The sequence below is a fragment of the Tropicibacter naphthalenivorans genome, assembly GCF_900176475.1.
Taxonomy (GTDB): Bacteria; Pseudomonadota; Alphaproteobacteria; order Rhodobacterales; family Rhodobacteraceae; genus Tropicibacter; species Tropicibacter naphthalenivorans.
This window is the reverse complement of the sequence record NZ_FWXX01000001.1, coordinates 758,756-773,680: the sequence shown is the minus strand read 5'-3', so window position 1 is coordinate 773,680 and position 14,925 is coordinate 758,756. Positions and strand designations below refer to the sequence as shown.

Annotated in this window: 19 protein-coding genes; 5 read left to right on the top strand and 14 right to left on the bottom strand. The window is 63.9% G+C overall.

Features of this window, described 5'->3' with window-relative positions; translation table 11 throughout:
• Positions 1-4: 4 nt before the first annotated feature.
• The 4 genes from B9A11_RS03730 to B9A11_RS03715 all read right to left on the bottom strand — a co-directional run bounded on the left by B9A11_RS03730 (position 5) and on the right by B9A11_RS03715 (position 2,521).
• Positions 5-1,075, bottom strand: coding sequence for a 5-(carboxyamino)imidazole ribonucleotide synthase (locus B9A11_RS03730; RefSeq protein WP_058245710.1), 1,071 nt, complete (start codon positions 1,073-1,075; stop codon positions 5-7).
• Between the two features lie 63 nt (positions 1,076-1,138).
• Positions 1,139-1,633, bottom strand: coding sequence for a 5-(carboxyamino)imidazole ribonucleotide mutase (gene purE, locus B9A11_RS03725; RefSeq protein WP_058245711.1), 495 nt, complete (start codon positions 1,631-1,633; stop codon positions 1,139-1,141).
• A gap of 96 nt (positions 1,634-1,729) precedes the next feature.
• Complete coding sequence (locus B9A11_RS03720; RefSeq protein ID WP_058245712.1) at positions 1,730-2,290, bottom strand: GNAT family N-acetyltransferase; 561 nt, start codon at positions 2,288-2,290, stop codon at positions 1,730-1,732.
• A gap of 6 nt (positions 2,291-2,296) precedes the next feature.
• Positions 2,297-2,521: a YdcH family protein gene (locus tag B9A11_RS03715; protein WP_058245713.1), complete on the bottom strand. Its 225-nt coding sequence runs from the start codon at positions 2,519-2,521 to the stop codon at positions 2,297-2,299.
• Between the two features lie 159 nt (positions 2,522-2,680).
• On the opposite strand from B9A11_RS03715, the gene B9A11_RS03710 reads away from it, so the two are divergent.
• The 3 genes from B9A11_RS03710 (at position 2,681) to B9A11_RS03700 (ending at position 3,971) form a co-directional block, all read left to right on the top strand.
• Positions 2,681-3,091, top strand: coding sequence for an Hsp20 family protein (locus B9A11_RS03710; protein WP_058246391.1), 411 nt, complete (start codon positions 2,681-2,683; stop codon positions 3,089-3,091).
• 5 nt (positions 3,092-3,096) lie between these two features.
• Entirely contained in the window at positions 3,097-3,327 is a 231-nt protein-coding gene (locus B9A11_RS03705; RefSeq protein WP_058245714.1) for a DUF1150 family protein, read from the top strand.
• A gap of 134 nt (positions 3,328-3,461) precedes the next feature.
• Complete coding sequence (locus B9A11_RS03700) at positions 3,462-3,971, top strand: cytochrome b (protein ID WP_058245715.1); 510 nt, start codon at positions 3,462-3,464, stop codon at positions 3,969-3,971.
• Here B9A11_RS03700 and B9A11_RS03695 read toward each other — a convergent pair.
• The 5 genes from B9A11_RS03695 to trxB form a co-directional block, all read right to left on the bottom strand.
• A complete protein-coding gene (locus B9A11_RS03695; protein ID WP_083499716.1) occupies positions 3,877-4,887 on the bottom strand; it encodes a Hint domain-containing protein in 1,011 nt (336 codons plus the stop codon). The two genes, B9A11_RS03700 and B9A11_RS03695, sit on opposite strands and share 95 nt — an antisense overlap.
• 3 nt (positions 4,888-4,890) lie before the next feature.
• Positions 4,891-5,019, bottom strand: coding sequence for a hypothetical protein (locus B9A11_RS22400; protein ID WP_268811219.1), 129 nt, complete (start codon positions 5,017-5,019; stop codon positions 4,891-4,893).
• Between the two features lie 155 nt (positions 5,020-5,174).
• Positions 5,175-7,265, bottom strand: a complete 2,091-nt coding sequence (locus B9A11_RS03690; RefSeq protein WP_058245717.1) for a bifunctional sulfate adenylyltransferase/adenylylsulfate kinase — start codon at positions 7,263-7,265, stop codon at positions 5,175-5,177.
• 117 nt (positions 7,266-7,382) lie between these two features.
• A complete protein-coding gene (locus tag B9A11_RS03685; protein ID WP_058245718.1) occupies positions 7,383-8,693 on the bottom strand; it encodes a cytochrome P450 in 1,311 nt (436 codons plus the stop codon).
• 107 nt (positions 8,694-8,800) lie between these two features.
• Positions 8,801-9,790: a thioredoxin-disulfide reductase gene (gene trxB, locus B9A11_RS03680; RefSeq protein WP_058245719.1), complete on the bottom strand. Its 990-nt coding sequence runs from the start codon at positions 9,788-9,790 to the stop codon at positions 8,801-8,803.
• Positions 9,791-9,968: 178 nt separating this feature from the next.
• Between trxB and B9A11_RS03675 the strand changes: the two genes are divergently transcribed.
• Positions 9,969-10,469 (top strand): Lrp/AsnC family transcriptional regulator, encoded by a 501-nt coding sequence (locus B9A11_RS03675; protein ID WP_058245720.1) that lies wholly within the window; start codon positions 9,969-9,971, stop codon positions 10,467-10,469.
• Between the two features lie 68 nt (positions 10,470-10,537).
• Here the strand turns inward: B9A11_RS03675 and B9A11_RS03670 are convergent, their stop codons facing one another.
• The 5 genes from B9A11_RS03670 to lgt all read right to left on the bottom strand — a co-directional run bounded on the left by B9A11_RS03670 (position 10,538) and on the right by lgt (position 14,573).
• Positions 10,538-11,326: a Hint domain-containing protein gene (locus B9A11_RS03670; protein WP_234988718.1), complete on the bottom strand. Its 789-nt coding sequence runs from the start codon at positions 11,324-11,326 to the stop codon at positions 10,538-10,540.
• 261 nt (positions 11,327-11,587) lie between these two features.
• Positions 11,588-11,725 carry a hypothetical protein gene (locus B9A11_RS21560; RefSeq protein ID WP_186009168.1) on the bottom strand — a complete coding sequence of 46 codons (138 nt, stop codon included), beginning with the start codon at positions 11,723-11,725 and terminating at the stop codon, positions 11,588-11,590.
• 153 nt (positions 11,726-11,878) lie between these two features.
• The gene (pgeF, locus tag B9A11_RS03665) at positions 11,879-12,631 is read right to left on the bottom strand and encodes a peptidoglycan editing factor PgeF (RefSeq protein ID WP_058246393.1); all 753 of its coding nucleotides are present in this window, start codon (positions 12,629-12,631) and stop codon (positions 11,879-11,881) included.
• An 8-nt stretch (positions 12,632-12,639) separates the two neighbouring features.
• Entirely contained in the window at positions 12,640-13,698 is a 1,059-nt protein-coding gene (locus tag B9A11_RS03660; RefSeq protein ID WP_058245721.1) for a class I SAM-dependent methyltransferase, read from the bottom strand.
• The gene (lgt, locus tag B9A11_RS03655) at positions 13,695-14,573 is read right to left on the bottom strand and encodes a prolipoprotein diacylglyceryl transferase (protein ID WP_058245722.1); all 879 of its coding nucleotides are present in this window, start codon (positions 14,571-14,573) and stop codon (positions 13,695-13,697) included. Before lgt ends, B9A11_RS03660 begins: the two co-directional genes overlap by 4 nt.
• A gap of 109 nt (positions 14,574-14,682) precedes the next feature.
• On the opposite strand from lgt, the gene B9A11_RS03650 reads away from it, so the two are divergent.
• Positions 14,683-14,925, top strand: coding sequence for an accessory factor UbiK family protein (locus B9A11_RS03650; RefSeq protein ID WP_058245723.1), 243 nt, complete (start codon positions 14,683-14,685; stop codon positions 14,923-14,925).

Here is a 14,925-nt window from a genome sequence, read left to right as displayed (position 1 = left end):
TGTCTTAGCCGCGGATGATGCGGTTGACGTGGCCCATCTTGCGGCCCGGTTTGGCTTCGGCCTTGCCATAGAGGTGCAGGGCGCAGTTGGGGTCGGCGGCCAGCTCGGGGACGCGGTCCATGTCGTCGCCGATCAGGTTTTCCATCACCACGTCAGAGTGCCGCTGCCCGTCGCCCAGCGGCCAGCCTGCCACCGCGCGGATGTGCTGTTCGAACTGGTCGATGGCGCAGCCGTTCTGTGTCCAGTGGCCGGAGTTGTGCACGCGCGGGGCGATTTCGTTGATGATCAGCTCTTGCGGGGTGACAAAGAACTCGACCCCCAGCACGCCGACATAATCGAGCGCGTTCAGGATACGGCCCGCCATCAGCACCGCGTCGGTCTGGAAGCGCGCGGGCAGTTTCGCCGGGACAGTCGTCGTGTCGAGGATGCCGCTTTTGTGAACGTTCTCGCCGGGGTCAAAGGCGGTGACCTGCCCGTCCTGGGACCGCGCCGCGATGACCGAGATTTCGGCGGTGAAGTCGACGAAACCTTCAAGCACGGCGGGGGCGCCGTTCATGTCGGCTAACGCTTGGGCTGCGTCTTCGGGGGATTTCAGGCGGGCCTGCCCCTTGCCGTCATAGCCGAAGCGGCGGGTTTTCAGGATCGAGGGCGTGCCGATGTGTTGGACCGCAGCGGCCATCGTCTCGGCGTCGGTGACATCGGCAAAGGGCGCGACCTTGAGGCCCAGATCGGTCAGCCACGTCTTTTCCGTCAGGCGATCCTGCGAGACGCGCAGGGCTTCGCGGTTGGGGTGGATCGGGCGCAGCTTTTCGAGGATGTCCAGCGCCGAGGTCGGGATATTCTCGAACTCGTAGGTGATGACATCGACCGACTCGGCAAAGCGGCGCAGCGCCTCTTCGTCGGTGTACTCGGCTTGCAGGTGAAAGTTGGCCACATGCGAGGCGGGGCAATCGCCGCCCGGTTCAAAGATGCAGGTCTTGAAGCCAAGGCGGCTGGCCGCAACAGAGAGCATCCGGCCAAGCTGGCCTCCGCCGAGGATACCGATGGTGCTGCCGGTGGCGAGGGGCTGGGTCATGGGGCGCTCTCCTGTTTTGGCCTGTTTGCCGCGCCCCGAAGGCACGGGCAAGGGGGGAATTGCCTAGACCGCGTCGCGATCGGGCTCATCGGCGATGGATGCGGACAGATCGCTGCGCCATTGATCCAGGCGGGCGGCCAGATCGGGGTCTTGCAGGGCGAGGATGCCTGCCGCCATCAGACCGCCGTTCTTGGCCCCGGCCGCGCCGATGGCCATGGTCGCCACGGGAAAACCGCGCGGCATTTGCAGGATCGAGTACAGCGAATCGACACCGGACAACGCTCGCGTCTGCACCGGGATGCCGATCACCGGCACGCGGGTTTTCGACGCCATCATGCCCGGCAGGTGCGCTGCGCCGCCAGCGCCGGCGATGATCACTTGCAACCCGCGCGCCACGGCGGTCTTGCCGTAGTCCCACAGACGGTCGGGGGTGCGATGCGCCGAGACGATCTTGGTCTCGTAGGGCACGCCCAACTCGTCCAGAACGTCCGCTGCTTCTTTCATCGTCGGCCAGTCCGACTGGCTGCCCATGATGATGCCGACCTTGATCTCTGCCATCTGTCCCTCCGGGGTTTCAAGAAGCGCGGACTATAGCGAAAAGCGGGCAGGGGGCAATCGGGCGAAAAGACAGCGCCGCAGGGTGTGGCGTTGCGGTCAGTGATCGCGGGCGAGTTTCGCCATCAGCACGTCGTCGTACCACGTATTGCCGATGCGCGCGGCCTCTCGGAGCACGCCCTCGCGGCGGAACCCGCAACGCTCGTAGCAGCGGATGGCGCGGGTGTTGAACTCGATCGTGCGCAGGGCGACGCGGTGCAGCTTCATCTCGTGGAACGCATGGTCCAGAATCAGCTTGATCACCCGGCGGCCAAAGCCCTGCGACAGGCGCGCGGGGTCAATCAGGCCAATCGCGAGCATTGCGTTGCCGTCCGAAACATTCACCGTGTGCAAGCGGCACGACCCCAGAAGCCGCCCGTCGACCTCGACGATCCAGCCCAGCTCGTCGTGCATCACCTGCATCACCCATTGCGTCGCGCGCTCGCGCGTCCAGGGCGGCGCGGCGGTCGGATCGGCACCGAACATGCGCATGATCTGCGGGTCTTGCCCCAGCGCAAAGCGTTGCTCTGCGTCCCCGGCGCGCGGGCGGCGCAGGGTCACGACCCCGTCGGTCAAGGGCGGCGGGCCGTCCTGCGGTTGTTCCTCCCCAACAATCCGCATCTGGCTTTAGGCGATGATATCGGGCGTCAGCCGATCTTCGATCAGCGCGATCCGATCCTTGAGCGCCAGCTTTTTCTTTTTCAGCCGTTGCAAGGTGATCTGGTCGGCGGTCCCGGTCTCTTGCAGGGCGCGGATCGACTCATCCAGGTCGCGATGCTCTCGGCGAAAGACTTCGAGTTCGATTCGCAGCACCTCGTCGCTTTTCATCGAGAGGTCCGTGGGCGCATTCATGGCGGAATCCCCTTTTACCGCATAGGCTTGTAACATACCCAAATCTTGACGTTTCGCAAAGCCCCTTGCGCCAAGATGGTAAGCTTCCCATATTTATCACGCGGGGGTCGCCGGAACGGGGCCCATCGCATGACGGTCGCTTATGAACAGGACGTGTCGATGACGAAAATGACCTTGGGGTCCTATCCCCATATGCTGGGCTTTGAGCAGCTGGAGCGGCTGCTGGAACGCACGGCGAAATCGAGCGAAGGCTATCCGCCTTTCAATATCGAACAGCGCTCGGATGATGCCTATCGGATCACGCTTGCCGTGGCGGGCTTTTCCGAAAACGATCTGTCGATCACCGTCGAGGACCGCCAGTTGGTCATCCGGGGTCGGCAGCGCGACGACGGGTCCGAGCGGATCTTCCTGCATCGCGGGATTGCCTCGCGCCAGTTCCAGCGCAGCTTTGTGCTGGCCGATGGGGTCGAGGTGGGCGAGGCCGTCATGGAAAACGGTCTGCTGCACGTGGATCTGACCATCAGCCGTCCCGAGACGGTGGTGCAAACGATCAGCATTAGAAAGGGGTAAGGGCAATGCACACGAAATACGATTGGGAAAAGCGCGATCAGGGCCGTGTGGTCTATGTCAAACGTGTGCTGGCCGCTGACCTGCCTGACGATGTGCGCGAACAGGTGGGCGACCGAGAGGCGCTGTACGCGGTCTGCCGCGGCGACGACGGAGAGCAGCTGGCGCTGGTCAAGGATCGGTCCATGGCCTTTGTCCTTGCGCGGCAGAACGACCTTGCGCCGGTGACGGTGCACTAAGTTTCCCACAAGGCGATGAACAGGGCCGAAGAATAGGGCCGTCCGATCCGGGCGGCCTTTTTTCGTTTTGGCGCGACGGAAGGCGGGGGCGGGGCCGTATCACTTGGGCAAACGCGCCGACCCCAGAGGACCAGATGACCCAACCCGCACGCTACGCCCCCGTTCAGATCGCCTTGCACTGGCTGATTGCCGTGCTTTTCGCCTTTAACTTTATCGTCTCGGATGGGATGGGGCAGGCTTTGCGGGCCAAGCTGTCCGGGGCAGAGCCAGAAGGTTTGGTGGCCCTGTTGCACCCGCCGGTGGGGATCGCGCTGCTGGTTTTGACCCTGATCCGGGTGGTGGTGCGGCAGCGCATGGGCGCGCCCGCGCTGCCCCAGAACAATAACCCCCTGATGGATAAGGTCGCGCACGCGGTGCACTGGGCGCTGTACGTCTTGCTGGTGCTGATCCCGGTGTCGGGCATGGCCGCCTGGGGCGTGGGCATCCGCGCGGCGGGCGAAGTGCACGAGGTTGTCGTTGGCCTGACCATCTGGCTGGTGGGTCTGCACGTCATTGCCGCGCTGTTTCACCAGTTTGTTCTGAAGGACGGGTTGATGCTGCGGATGCGCCCCGGCCCGGACAAGCGCCGGTCAGACGTGGTTTGACCACTGCTGTCGCGGCGGTTGGCGGACAGCAGAGTGCTGCATCACATGCACCAAAAGCCGCGCGTCGTGGCCGTGACCACCGGAAACGCCGACCGTAGCCCCTTGGGTTGGGTAAAAGCTGCGCCAGCTTCGCCTGATCGGGCAAGGGCAGGCGGCGGCGCGCCCAAGTCCCTGCCTGAAAGCTTTCACACCACAGCCCCGCGCTGCGCAGGACAGAGTGCCGACGGGTCATGAGGTGGATATAGGTCACCTTGTCCACCGGTATTTGTGAGACCCCGGGCAGGGGCAAAAGGTCCTTTGCCGCGATCAAGATACGCGGATGCCCGAAAAGCAGGGCCGCATTGGGGCTGGAGATCAAGACCCTGTGCAGCGGTGACAGCCGGATCAGCCCATGTGCGCCCAAACTGCCGGGCGCGATGGTGATGGGCGCAGACGCGCCGCGCAGGCCCGCCACGGTCTGCCGCCCCACCCAAACCAAAGGCTCTGTCCCCGATAGGGTGACCACGGCGTCCCCCTCTGCCAAAGCGCCCGCGGCCCGCCAGCCCGTCGGGGTGCGGATCGGCGTTTCGGCGGCAAAGCACAGCATCTGATCCACAGAGGACGTGTTCGTGCCAGAGTATTCAACGCCGTTCCAGGTGCCGAGCCTGGCGGCGGTGATGTCCGCCGGGTACCATCCGGGCTGAATGTCGACGTCCAGAATGTGCACGCCCCACGCGCCATTGTCCAAAACCGTAACAACCAGCCGCACGGTATAGTCGACCCCATCCACCGTGATGGTCGAATTGTCATACACACCGATTTCATGGGCGTTGTACAGGACGCCAGAGACCACCAGCCCTTCGGTCGCGGGGCTGGGCGCGCTGCCGTCGTCGCTGTCCGTGTCGTAGATGATGCCGTCGCCGTTGTCGTCGCGCATCAGTTATTCGCGGTAGTCGGCAACCGACAGGACGGTGCCGTTCAAAGCGCCATCCAGATTGTTCTGATCGCTGAGGTTCCAGCCCGGTAACAGGCCCGGCTGATACCACCCCCATGTGCGCACGTCGGGCATACGGCCATCTCCGTTTCGGGCAGAAGACCGCAAATCCATGAACACAAGCTTATCAGGTAAAGTTCTAACCAGTTTTAGAACGCTCAGCGCCGCGCCGACGCGCGCCAAACAAAAAGGCCGGGGACATGCCCCGGCCTCTTCTTTTGCCTTAGCGCTTATTGCGCGGCGATCAGACCCATGCTTTCCAGCTTGAGGATCACCTGGTGGGCGCAGTTGTCCACCTCGACGTTCTCGGTTTCAACCGACAGCTCGGGGTTCTGCGGCACGTCGTAAGGGTCGGAAATCCCGGTGAATTCCTTGATTTTGCCCTCACGCGCCAGCTTGTACAGACCCTTGCGGTCGCGGCGTTCGCATTCCTCGAGGCTGGTCGCAACGTGCACTTCGACAAAGGCGCCGAACTGCTCGACATCCTCGCGCACCGCGCGGCGGGTGGTCGCATAGGGCGCGATGGGCGCGCAGATCGCGATGCCGCCGTTCTTGGTGATTTCAGACGCGACATAACCGATGCGGCGGATGTTCAGGTCGCGGTGCTCTTTGCTAAAGCCCAGCTCGGACGACAGGTTCTTACGCACGATGTCCCCATCGAGCAGCGTCACCGGGCGGCCACCCATCTCCATCAGCTTGACCATCAAAGCGTTCGCAATGGTGGACTTGCCCGACCCGGAGAAGCCGGTGAAAAACACGGTAAAGCCCTGCTGCGAGCGCGGCGGCTTGGTCTTGCGCAGTTCCTTGACCACCTCGGGGAAGGAGAACCACTCGGGGATTTCCAGACCCTCTTGCAGGCGGCGGCGCAGTTCGGTGCCCGAGATGTTCAGGATGGTCACGTCATCCTTGTCGGCGATCTCATCGGCCGGCTCGTACTGGGCGCGTTCCTGCACGTAGACCATGTGCTTGAAGTCGACCATTTCACAGCCAATTTCCGACTGGTGCGCGCGGTACAGCTCTTGCGCGTCATACGGACCGTAGAAATCCTCACCGGCAGAGTTCTTGCCGGGGCCAGCGTGGTCGCGGCCAACGATAAAGTGGGTGCAGCCGTGGTTGGCGCGGATCAGGCCGTGCCACACCGCTTCGCGCGGGCCAGCCATCCGCATGGCAAGGTTCAGCAGCGACATGGTGGTGGTGGACTGCGGGTACTTGTCCAGAACCGCTTCGTAGCAGCGCACGCGGGTAAAGTGGTCGACGTCGCCCGGCTTGGTCATGCCGACAACCGGGTGGATCAGCAGGTTGGCCTGCGCTTCTTTCGCGGCGCGGAAGGTCAGTTCCTGGTGGGCGCGGTGCAGCGGGTTGCGGGTCTGGAACGCCACAACTTTGCGCCAGCCCAGCTTGCGGAAGTAGGCGCGCAGCTCGTTCGGGGTATCGCGGCGACCGCGGAAGTCATAGTGCACGGGCTGCTGGATGCCGGTCACGGGACCGCCCAGATAGACCTTGCCCGCCACGTTGTGCAGGTAGTTCACCGCCGGGTGCGCGTCGTCATCGGCACCAAAGACCTTTTCGGCCTCGCGCGACTTGTTCGGGACCCACTTGTCGGTGACGGTCATGGTGCCGAGGATCACGCCCTCTTGGTCACGCAGCGCGATGTCCTGACCGTCCTCGATGGAGGCGGCGAACTCTTCGGACACGTCCAGCGTGATCGGCATCGGCCACAGGGTGCCGTCGGCCAGACGCATGTTTTCCACGACGCTGTTGTAGTCTTCTTCGCCGAGGAAGCCCTTGAGCGGGTTGAAGCCGCCGTTCATCAGCAGTTCCAGATCGCAGATCTGGCGCGGCGTCAGATCGTGCGAGGTCAGCTCAGCCGCTTCGACTTTCAGTTTTTGGGCGCTGTCGTAGGAAACATACAGCTCCGGAATGGGGGCGAGGTTGGATTGCATCAGGGTGCTCCTGTATTTCAAAGGCATAAGGTCGCCCACAGAGCCGGTCAGCTCTGCGTGCAGCGCCGCGTATTCGGCGAATTTGCGGGAAAGAAAGGGCTGGATCAGCCCTTGCATCATGGCGTGGCCCTGATCTGTCAGCGCATAGGCAAAGCGTTGGCGGCGGTCAGGCCCTTGTCGGTCGGTGACGGTGATAAGCCCCGCGTCTGTGGCGGCGCGCAGCTGTGCGTTCAGACGCCCAAGCGACACGCCCACCGCCTCGGCGATGGTGCGCTGGCTTGCCTCGGGGGCCTTTTCCAGCTGACGCAGCAGCAAAAACAGCTGGTCGTCCTCTGGCTTGGCGGCCTTGGCAGGCGTGGTGTCTGGGCTTTTACGCATTCCGGTGACTCAATGTGTGTTCACGCATGAACACATGTCACCCTTTGCGCGCGCAGAAAACCCCCGAAATTCATCGGGGGCGATTTGTTGCGTAAAAGCTGCGGTAGGATTTTGCGCCTAGCGGGCGGTCAGTTGCACGGTCAGCCCGCCTTTGGGTTGCGGAATTGGCATGCGTTTCCAACGCTTTGCGCCCCCCTTGGGCGCGGTGATGCGCACATGCGGCAGCAGCGCGTGGACAAAGGCCTTGGCCTGCATGGTCGAAAAATGCATCCCGATACATTTATGCGCGCCGCCGCCAAAGGGGGCCCAGGCGTACCTATGCGCGCGATCCTCGGCGCGGTTTTCCGAGAACCGGTCGGGGTCAAACACGTCCGGGTTGGTCCAGTAGTCGGGGTTGCGATGCACCAAAGCGGTCTGCACCGACACCGGCGTACCAGCGGGGACACGGACCCCTTGCCACTCGAAATCGCGCAGCGCGTAGCGCGGGATGATCTGCACCGGCGGCATCAGCCGCAGCGCCTCGCGAAAGGCGCGGTCAGTCGCGGTCATCTGCCCCAGCGTGTCCGGGGTCAGGGGGCCAAGCGCCTGCGCCTCGCGCGCCAGACGATCCTGCCAGTCGGGGTTCAGCGCCAGCGCCTCGGCCAGCGTGGTCAGCGCCGAAGCCGTCGTGTCATGCGCCGCCATCATCAGGAAATTGAAGTGGTCGACGATCTCTTGATCGGTCCAATGGCGGCCTTCGTCGTCGGTGGCCTCGCACATCTGGCTAAAGAAATCCGTCCCGCCCTTGCCACGCCGCTGGGCGATCAACTGGCGGAAATAGTCCGTCAGGGTGATGCGCGCGTCCAAACCCCGTCGGCGGCGGGTAAAGGGCAGGGGCTTTTGGATCAGCGTCACCGTGGCGGCAACCTCGTCCATGAAGGCTTCGTTCATGCGGCCCGTGGCCATATTGTCGGTCGCCAGCCCCATAAAGACATTGGCCCCCAGCCGCAGCGTCAGCACCTTGACCGCGGCGTAGAAATCAAAGGGTTTTCCGCGCGGCCAATCGGCCATGATCCGCGCCATCGCCGGGGCCATCATCGCCAGATAGTTGTCCATGGCGGGTTTCTTGAACGCCGCCTGCATGATCCGACGATGCGCCCGGTGATCGTCGAAATCGCGCAGCATCAGCCCGCCGGGGAACAGCGCTTGCAGCGACTCCCAGCCCTTTTGGTTGGAAAACAGCCGTTCGGGATCGGTTAGGATAAACTCCATCGCATCGGCAGAGGCAAAGGCCACCCGCCAGCGCCCCATCACATGCACGCGGTACACCTCGCCCAGCGTATCCGAGCAATGCCGGTGCAAAGCATAGCTGTCGCGCAGCAGGTCCAGCGTGTTGCCGAACAGCGGATGGGTCTTTGGGGCGGGGATATGGGCCAGTGCAGAGGACATGAAAAAGGCTCTTGGAACCGATGATGTCCCAAGAGCCTACACGAGTTTTGTTCAACCGTGGGCGAAACCCGCCCTAGGTTGTGACGTGGCTCACACGCTAAGCGCGATCAGGCGCTCTCGGGCTCGTTCGCCACGTCGGTGGCCGGCTCGCCCGCGGCGTCCTGCTCTGCCAGCCAACGCTCGGCCTCCAGCGCGGCCATGCAGCCCATGCCGGCGCTCGTCACCGCCTGACGGTACTTGTGGTCGGTCAGGTCACCGGCGGCAAAGATGCCGGGGATCGAGGTCGCGGTGCTGTCGGGTTGCGTTTTCACGTAGCCGCCATTGTGGGTTTCCAGCACGTCCTTGACCAGCTCGTTCGCAGGCGCGTGGCCGATCGCCACGAACACGCCTTCGCAGGGGATTTCGCTGATCTCGCCGGTTTGCACGTTCTTGACCTTCACGCCGGTGACGCCCTTGGGCATGTCGGTGCCGACGACTTCGTCCAGCTGGTGGAACCACAGCGGCTCGATCTTGGGGTTCTTGAACAGACGGTCCTGAAGGATCTTCTCCGAGCGCAGCTCGTCGCGGCGGTGGATCAGCGTCACCTTGGAAGCGAAGTTGGTCAGGAACAGCGCCTCTTCGACCGCCGTATTGCCGCCGCCGATTACGACGATCTCCTTGCCACGGTAGAAGAACCCGTCGCAGGTGGCGCAAGCGGACACGCCAAAGCCCTTGAACGCCTCTTCGGACGGCAGACCCAGCCATTTGGCGCGCGCGCCGGTGGCAAGGATGATCGCATCGGCGGTGTAGGTGGTGCCGCTGTCGCCATGCGCCACAAAGGGACGCACGTCAAAGTCGATCTTGGTGATGATGTCGCCGATGATCTCGGTGCCCATGGCGCGCGCGTGCGCCTCCATCTTGACCATCAGCTCGGGGCCTTGGATTTCGCTCTCGCCGGGCCAGTTTTCCACCTCGGTGGTGGTTGTCAGCTGGCCGCCGGGTTCCAGACCCTGCACGAGGATCGGCTCGAGCATGGCGCGCGACGCGTAGACGCCAGCGGTGTAGCCGGCGGGGCCAGAGCCGATGATGAGGACCTTGGTGTGACGCGTGTCGGACATGGGTTCCGCTCCTGCTTGTCTGATTTTGACCCTATGGATATAGCGATGCGCGGCGCGGGTGCAATGACGCTTCACGCGCCAATGAAGTGTTAAGATTATTGCGCGAGTGCGAAAGATTATTGCGCGCGCCTCGCCAAATGGTATAACAATCGCGAATTATCCGAGGGGAGAGTGCCACATGCCGACGCACCGGCTTGATCCGATTGATCGCAAGATTCTGGCCGAGTTGCAGGCGGATGGCCGGATGACCAACGTCGAGCTGGCCAAGCGTGTGGGCATTTCCGCGCCGCCCTGCCTGCGCCGGGTGCGTGTGTTGGAAGAGCAGGGCTTTATCAAGGGCTACCACGCCGACGTCGATTCGCGCGAGCTGGGCTTTGAGGTGCAGGTGTTCGTGATGGTTGGTCTGCAAAGCCAGGCCGAGTCGGACCTGAGCGCGTTTGAGGCCCGCTGCCGCGACTGGCCCCTCGTGCGCGAGTGTCACATGCTGAACGGCGAGGTGGATTTTATCCTCAAATGTGTCGCGCCGGACCTGTCGACCTTCCAGAGCTTTCTGACCGGCGATCTGCTGACCGCGCCCAATGTGGCGAGCGTCAAGACCTCGCTGGTGATCCGCGGCGCCAAGGACGAACCGGGCGTGCCGTTCGACGTGCTCGAAGAGCGGCTGAGCCGGTCAGCCTAAGCGAAAATCAGCGTCCAAAAAAGAAGGCGGGGAAGTCCCCGCCCTTTTTTATGCGCTGTCACAAAGTCTTAGGTGTCCAGCAGCGACTCGATCACTTCACGCTGGGTGCGGGTCATGCTGACCTGCCCGAAATCGTCCAGATCGGTCACGTTGGGGAACATCGACAGGAACAGCGCGCGCAGGTTCGGGCCAAGCGCCTGACCGGCGGCTTTGCCGGGGTGGTAGGTTTCAAACTCGACGCCGCCGACCTTGATCGTGGTGTGGCCGTTCACCATCAGGTGGTACAGCTGCACCGTCCCGCCCGGCGTCACCTCTAGGTAGCGGTCGCCGTCCACGTAATCCTGCACCGGGGCCAGCACCGCGTCTTGGCCCAGCAGCTTGCGCAGCTTGTCGTGGCGGACGATCATCCGCGCCGCCGGGCCGCACAGCACGTCCATCCCCGGCGCGCCATAGCCAAAGCCTTCGCCGGTGATCCGCGTCAGCGCCTTGAGCGTGGTCTGCCCCTCGGAGTGCCCCGGCACATAGGTGGTCGAGCCGATCCAGGTCACCGGCACCGAGCCGCTGGCGGTTTCGATGTAATCGCCGGGCATCAGGTCTTCGACGGCGACGGGGCCGTTCACCGTCTGGATCAGCGTCCCGCGCGCAAAGGCAGAGGCGCATTCCTCGAACAAGGGGGTCGCGGGCGCGACGATCTGGCGAAAGGACACGGTGAGGTCAGGCAGCAGGGCCGAGACATCGTATTTGCGCATCACCGAGGCGGTGCGCTGGACTTGCCCATCGACAGAGAGATCGCTACGCGGCGCGATAGGCAAAGAGAGAGCATGTTCGGCAGCAATGCCGTGGCGGAGACTGGTCATAAAGGCACCCTTCAAAGAAAGGTCGCATCCGTGCTGGCCCCCACCAACAACGACAGAAGGACGTTTGAGTTTGTCGCAACTTCCTGCTGTGAACAATTTGCCTGAGCCGTCCGTCCGGGTCAAAGCCTGTGCGGATTAACAGTCTGTTCCATAAAAAATGCCCCGCATTTGCGAGGCATTGTTAAGCATCTGGATACGTCTTTGCCACATTCACGCGTTGCGTGTCCGAATCGCGGGCACTGTTGCGCGGGTGGAAATCGCTTAGGCGCTCTTGCGCTGGTCCTGCTGTTCTGTGCGGCGGGCGATCATCGCGGCACGCGGGGCACCCCGTTCCCACGGCAGGCGGGTCTCGGTGGTTTTGGCGGTGGCGACGATGGATTTGATGAAACGGGTTTTCATGGCGGTGTCTTCCTCTGCTCGGCTGTGGTGCCTTGTTGTCTGAGGATCAAACTGACGGCCAATTGGGGCAGACTTGTGACATCAATGGGATAATATCGCGCCGATACCGGGATTGTTTCTTGGTACAGCTTTGGCGCGAGTTGGGGCAAAGACTCAAGCCCGAATGGCGGCAATCAGCCGGCCATAGTCCGCCTCTTTGTTATGGGTCGCGCGGCGGTAGGAATAGAACCGGTCCGGGTCGGAATAGGTGCAATGGCGTGTCCATTCCGCCTGAACCCCGGCGGCGCGCAGCCGCGCAAGGCCAAAGGCGGGCAGGTCAAACAGCATCCGGTCGCCCTCGCCTTGGGCGAAAAAGCGGGCGTTGCCCTGATCTTCGGCAAGGAAATTGTCAAAGAACTCGGGGCCGACCTCGTAGGCGCGTTGGGAAATGGTCGGGCCGATGACCGCGTGGATGTTTTCGCGCGTCGCGCCAAGGTCGATCATGGCGTCAACCGTGGCCTCTAGCACGCCATCAATCGCCCCGCGCCAGCCCGCGTGCGCCGCGCCGACAACGCCAGCCTCGGCGTCGGCAAACAGCACCGGTTGGCAGTCCGCCGTGAGGATCGCCAGCGCCAGCCCCGGCGTGGCGGTGACCAAGGCGTCGGCCTTGGGCGCGGTGTCATGGGGCGCGGTGACGGTGACCACATCGGCGGAATGCACCTGATGCACGCCGATCAGAGCCTCGCGGGTGACCTCCATCGCGTCGGCGACGCGGCCCCGGTTGATCTGGATGATCTCGGACTGGTCAGAAGACCCCGCGCCGCAGTTCAGCCCGGCAAAGATGCCCGAAGACGCCCCGCCGCGCCGGGTAAAGAACCCGTGACGAAAGGGGGACAGGCTGTCAGAGGTGATGATTTCCAGGGTCATCGCAGGGCTCATACTTTGAATCCGGGGGGCGGTTGCTGTCCTTCGGGGAACAGCGCCAGTGTTTTGAACAGCGAACCCATTTCCGCGGGGTGCGTCAACCGTCGATGTGCGGCGATATGCGAGTTCAGCGCCGCGCCGTGCAAATGGGCGGCAAGCGCTTGCGCCCGCGGCGTGATCCCGAGACGTTCCAGAAAGACCCCTTGGGGGGTGAGTTTGCTGTGACGGGCGGGCGAGGCGGCCTGCGCGAGCGCTTCGAAATCCACATGGGCGGTCAGGTCGGCGTGGCCGGGGTGGGCCAGCGGGTCGACGGGGGCGTGGGCTTCCAGCGCCTGAAAGGTGTCGCCAAGGCTGCGCCAGTCGCCATAGTCGATCACGATCGCCGCGCCGCCGTGCTGGGCGATGCGCGCGGCGATGCTGGCGGTGATGGCCTGCGCGGGGGCGCAGGTTTCCACCAGATCGCCGTTTTGCGTGTCGCTCAGGCGGTGGGTCAGCGCGGCTTGCGGGGCAGGGGCGGACAGGCCCATGACCAGCTTGCCATCCTGCACCCCGACCATCCGCTCGCGCCATTCGTCGCCGTCGCGCTGGAACTGGCGGATGGGCAGGGCGTCAAAGAACTCGTTCGCGATGAGGAACAGCGGCTGCTCGGGCAGGGTTTCCACGCGGTCGTGCCATGTGGCGTGGGGGACGCGCTGGGCTTGTTCGGCGCGCAAGGCGGGCGAGGTTTCCACCAAGTGGACCTGCGCGGCATCCGCAAAGCCCGGAACCCGCGCCGTGGCCCGCAGGATGTCGGCCATGAGCGTGCCGCGACCGGGGCCAAGCTCTGCCAGCGTAAAGGGCACGGGGGCGCCTTGGTCCAGCCACGTCTGCGCCAGCGCAAGGCCGATCAGCTCGCCGAACATCTGGCTGATTTCCGGCGCGGTGGTGAAATCCCCGGCAGCGCCAAGCGGGTCGCGGGTGATGTAATAGCCGTGCTGCGGATGCGACAGGCAGAGCGTCATATACTCGGCCAGCGGGATCGGCCCGGTGGCGCTGATCTGCGCGCGGATCAGGTCGGCCAGTTGGGTCATCGGCGGGACCGCGCGATCAGGATCAGACCGATGAGGATCATCGGCAGCGACAGCAGTTGGCCTTGGGTCAGGCCGTAACCGCCGAGGTGCAGCGCGAGGCCGAGCGGGTTGCCTTCGGTGACGAATTGCGCGTCGGGCTGGCGGAAGAATTCGACGATAAAGCGCGCGGTGCCATAGCCCGCGATAAAGGTGCCGGCGATGCGGCCCGGATGCTGCAAGGCCCCCCGGCGGACGAGGACAAGCAGGATCAGCCCGAGGACCAGCCCTTCGAGCGTGGCTTCGTAGAGCTGGCTGGGGTGGCGGGCGCAGAGGTCCGATACCGCTTGGCCGCAGTCCTGCGCGCGCGCGCCGGGGAAAATCACCCCCCAAGGCGCGTCGGTGGGGCGGCCCCACAGCTCGGCATTGATGAAGTTCGCGAGGCGGCCCAACAGCAGCCCCGGCGGCGTGGCCAGCGCCATCATGTCGGCGGTCGACAGCTTGGGTGCGCCTTGGCGGGCGGTCCAGATCCACGCGGCGATCACCACGCCGAGCAGGCCACCGTGAAAGGACATGCCGCCTTGCCAGAGCAGCAGGATTTCCGCCGGATTATGTAGGTAATAGCCGGGCTGGTAGAACAGTACATAGCCCAGACGCCCGCCAAGGATCACGCCTAGGATGACCCAAGTCAGGAGGTCTTCGACCTGGGGTTTGCTCATGGGCGGGGTGTGCGCGGGCCATAGGGCGGGGCGGGCGATGACGCTCAGCGCGATGCGCCAGCCGATCAGGATGCCGACGATATAGGCCAGCGCGTACCAGCGCAGGGCGAATTCCATGCCAAAGAGGGCGATGGAGAAAATCTCTGGCGAGAGGTTCGGAAAGGGGATTGCGGCGACCATGCGTCCTGTTGCCTCTGGATCGTTGGGGAAGTCAACCTTGAGCGTCGGCGCGAAGGTGCCCATATAGGGGACAGACTTGCAACACGAATGCTCAACCGGGAGAGACCCCATGCAAACGCGCAACAAGGTTTTCGAGGATATCTCGCAACTGATGACCAACGCCATGGGTGTCGCCCAGGGTGCCAAGACCGAAGCCGAGACGGCGATGAAGTCGATGCTGGACCGCTGGCTGGCGGATCGCGACTTTGTCACCCGCGAAGAGTTCGACGCGGTGCGCGCCATGGCGCAGAAGGCGCGTGAGGAGAATGCGGCGCTGAAGGCGCGGTTGGATGCGCTTGAGGCCAAGGACTGA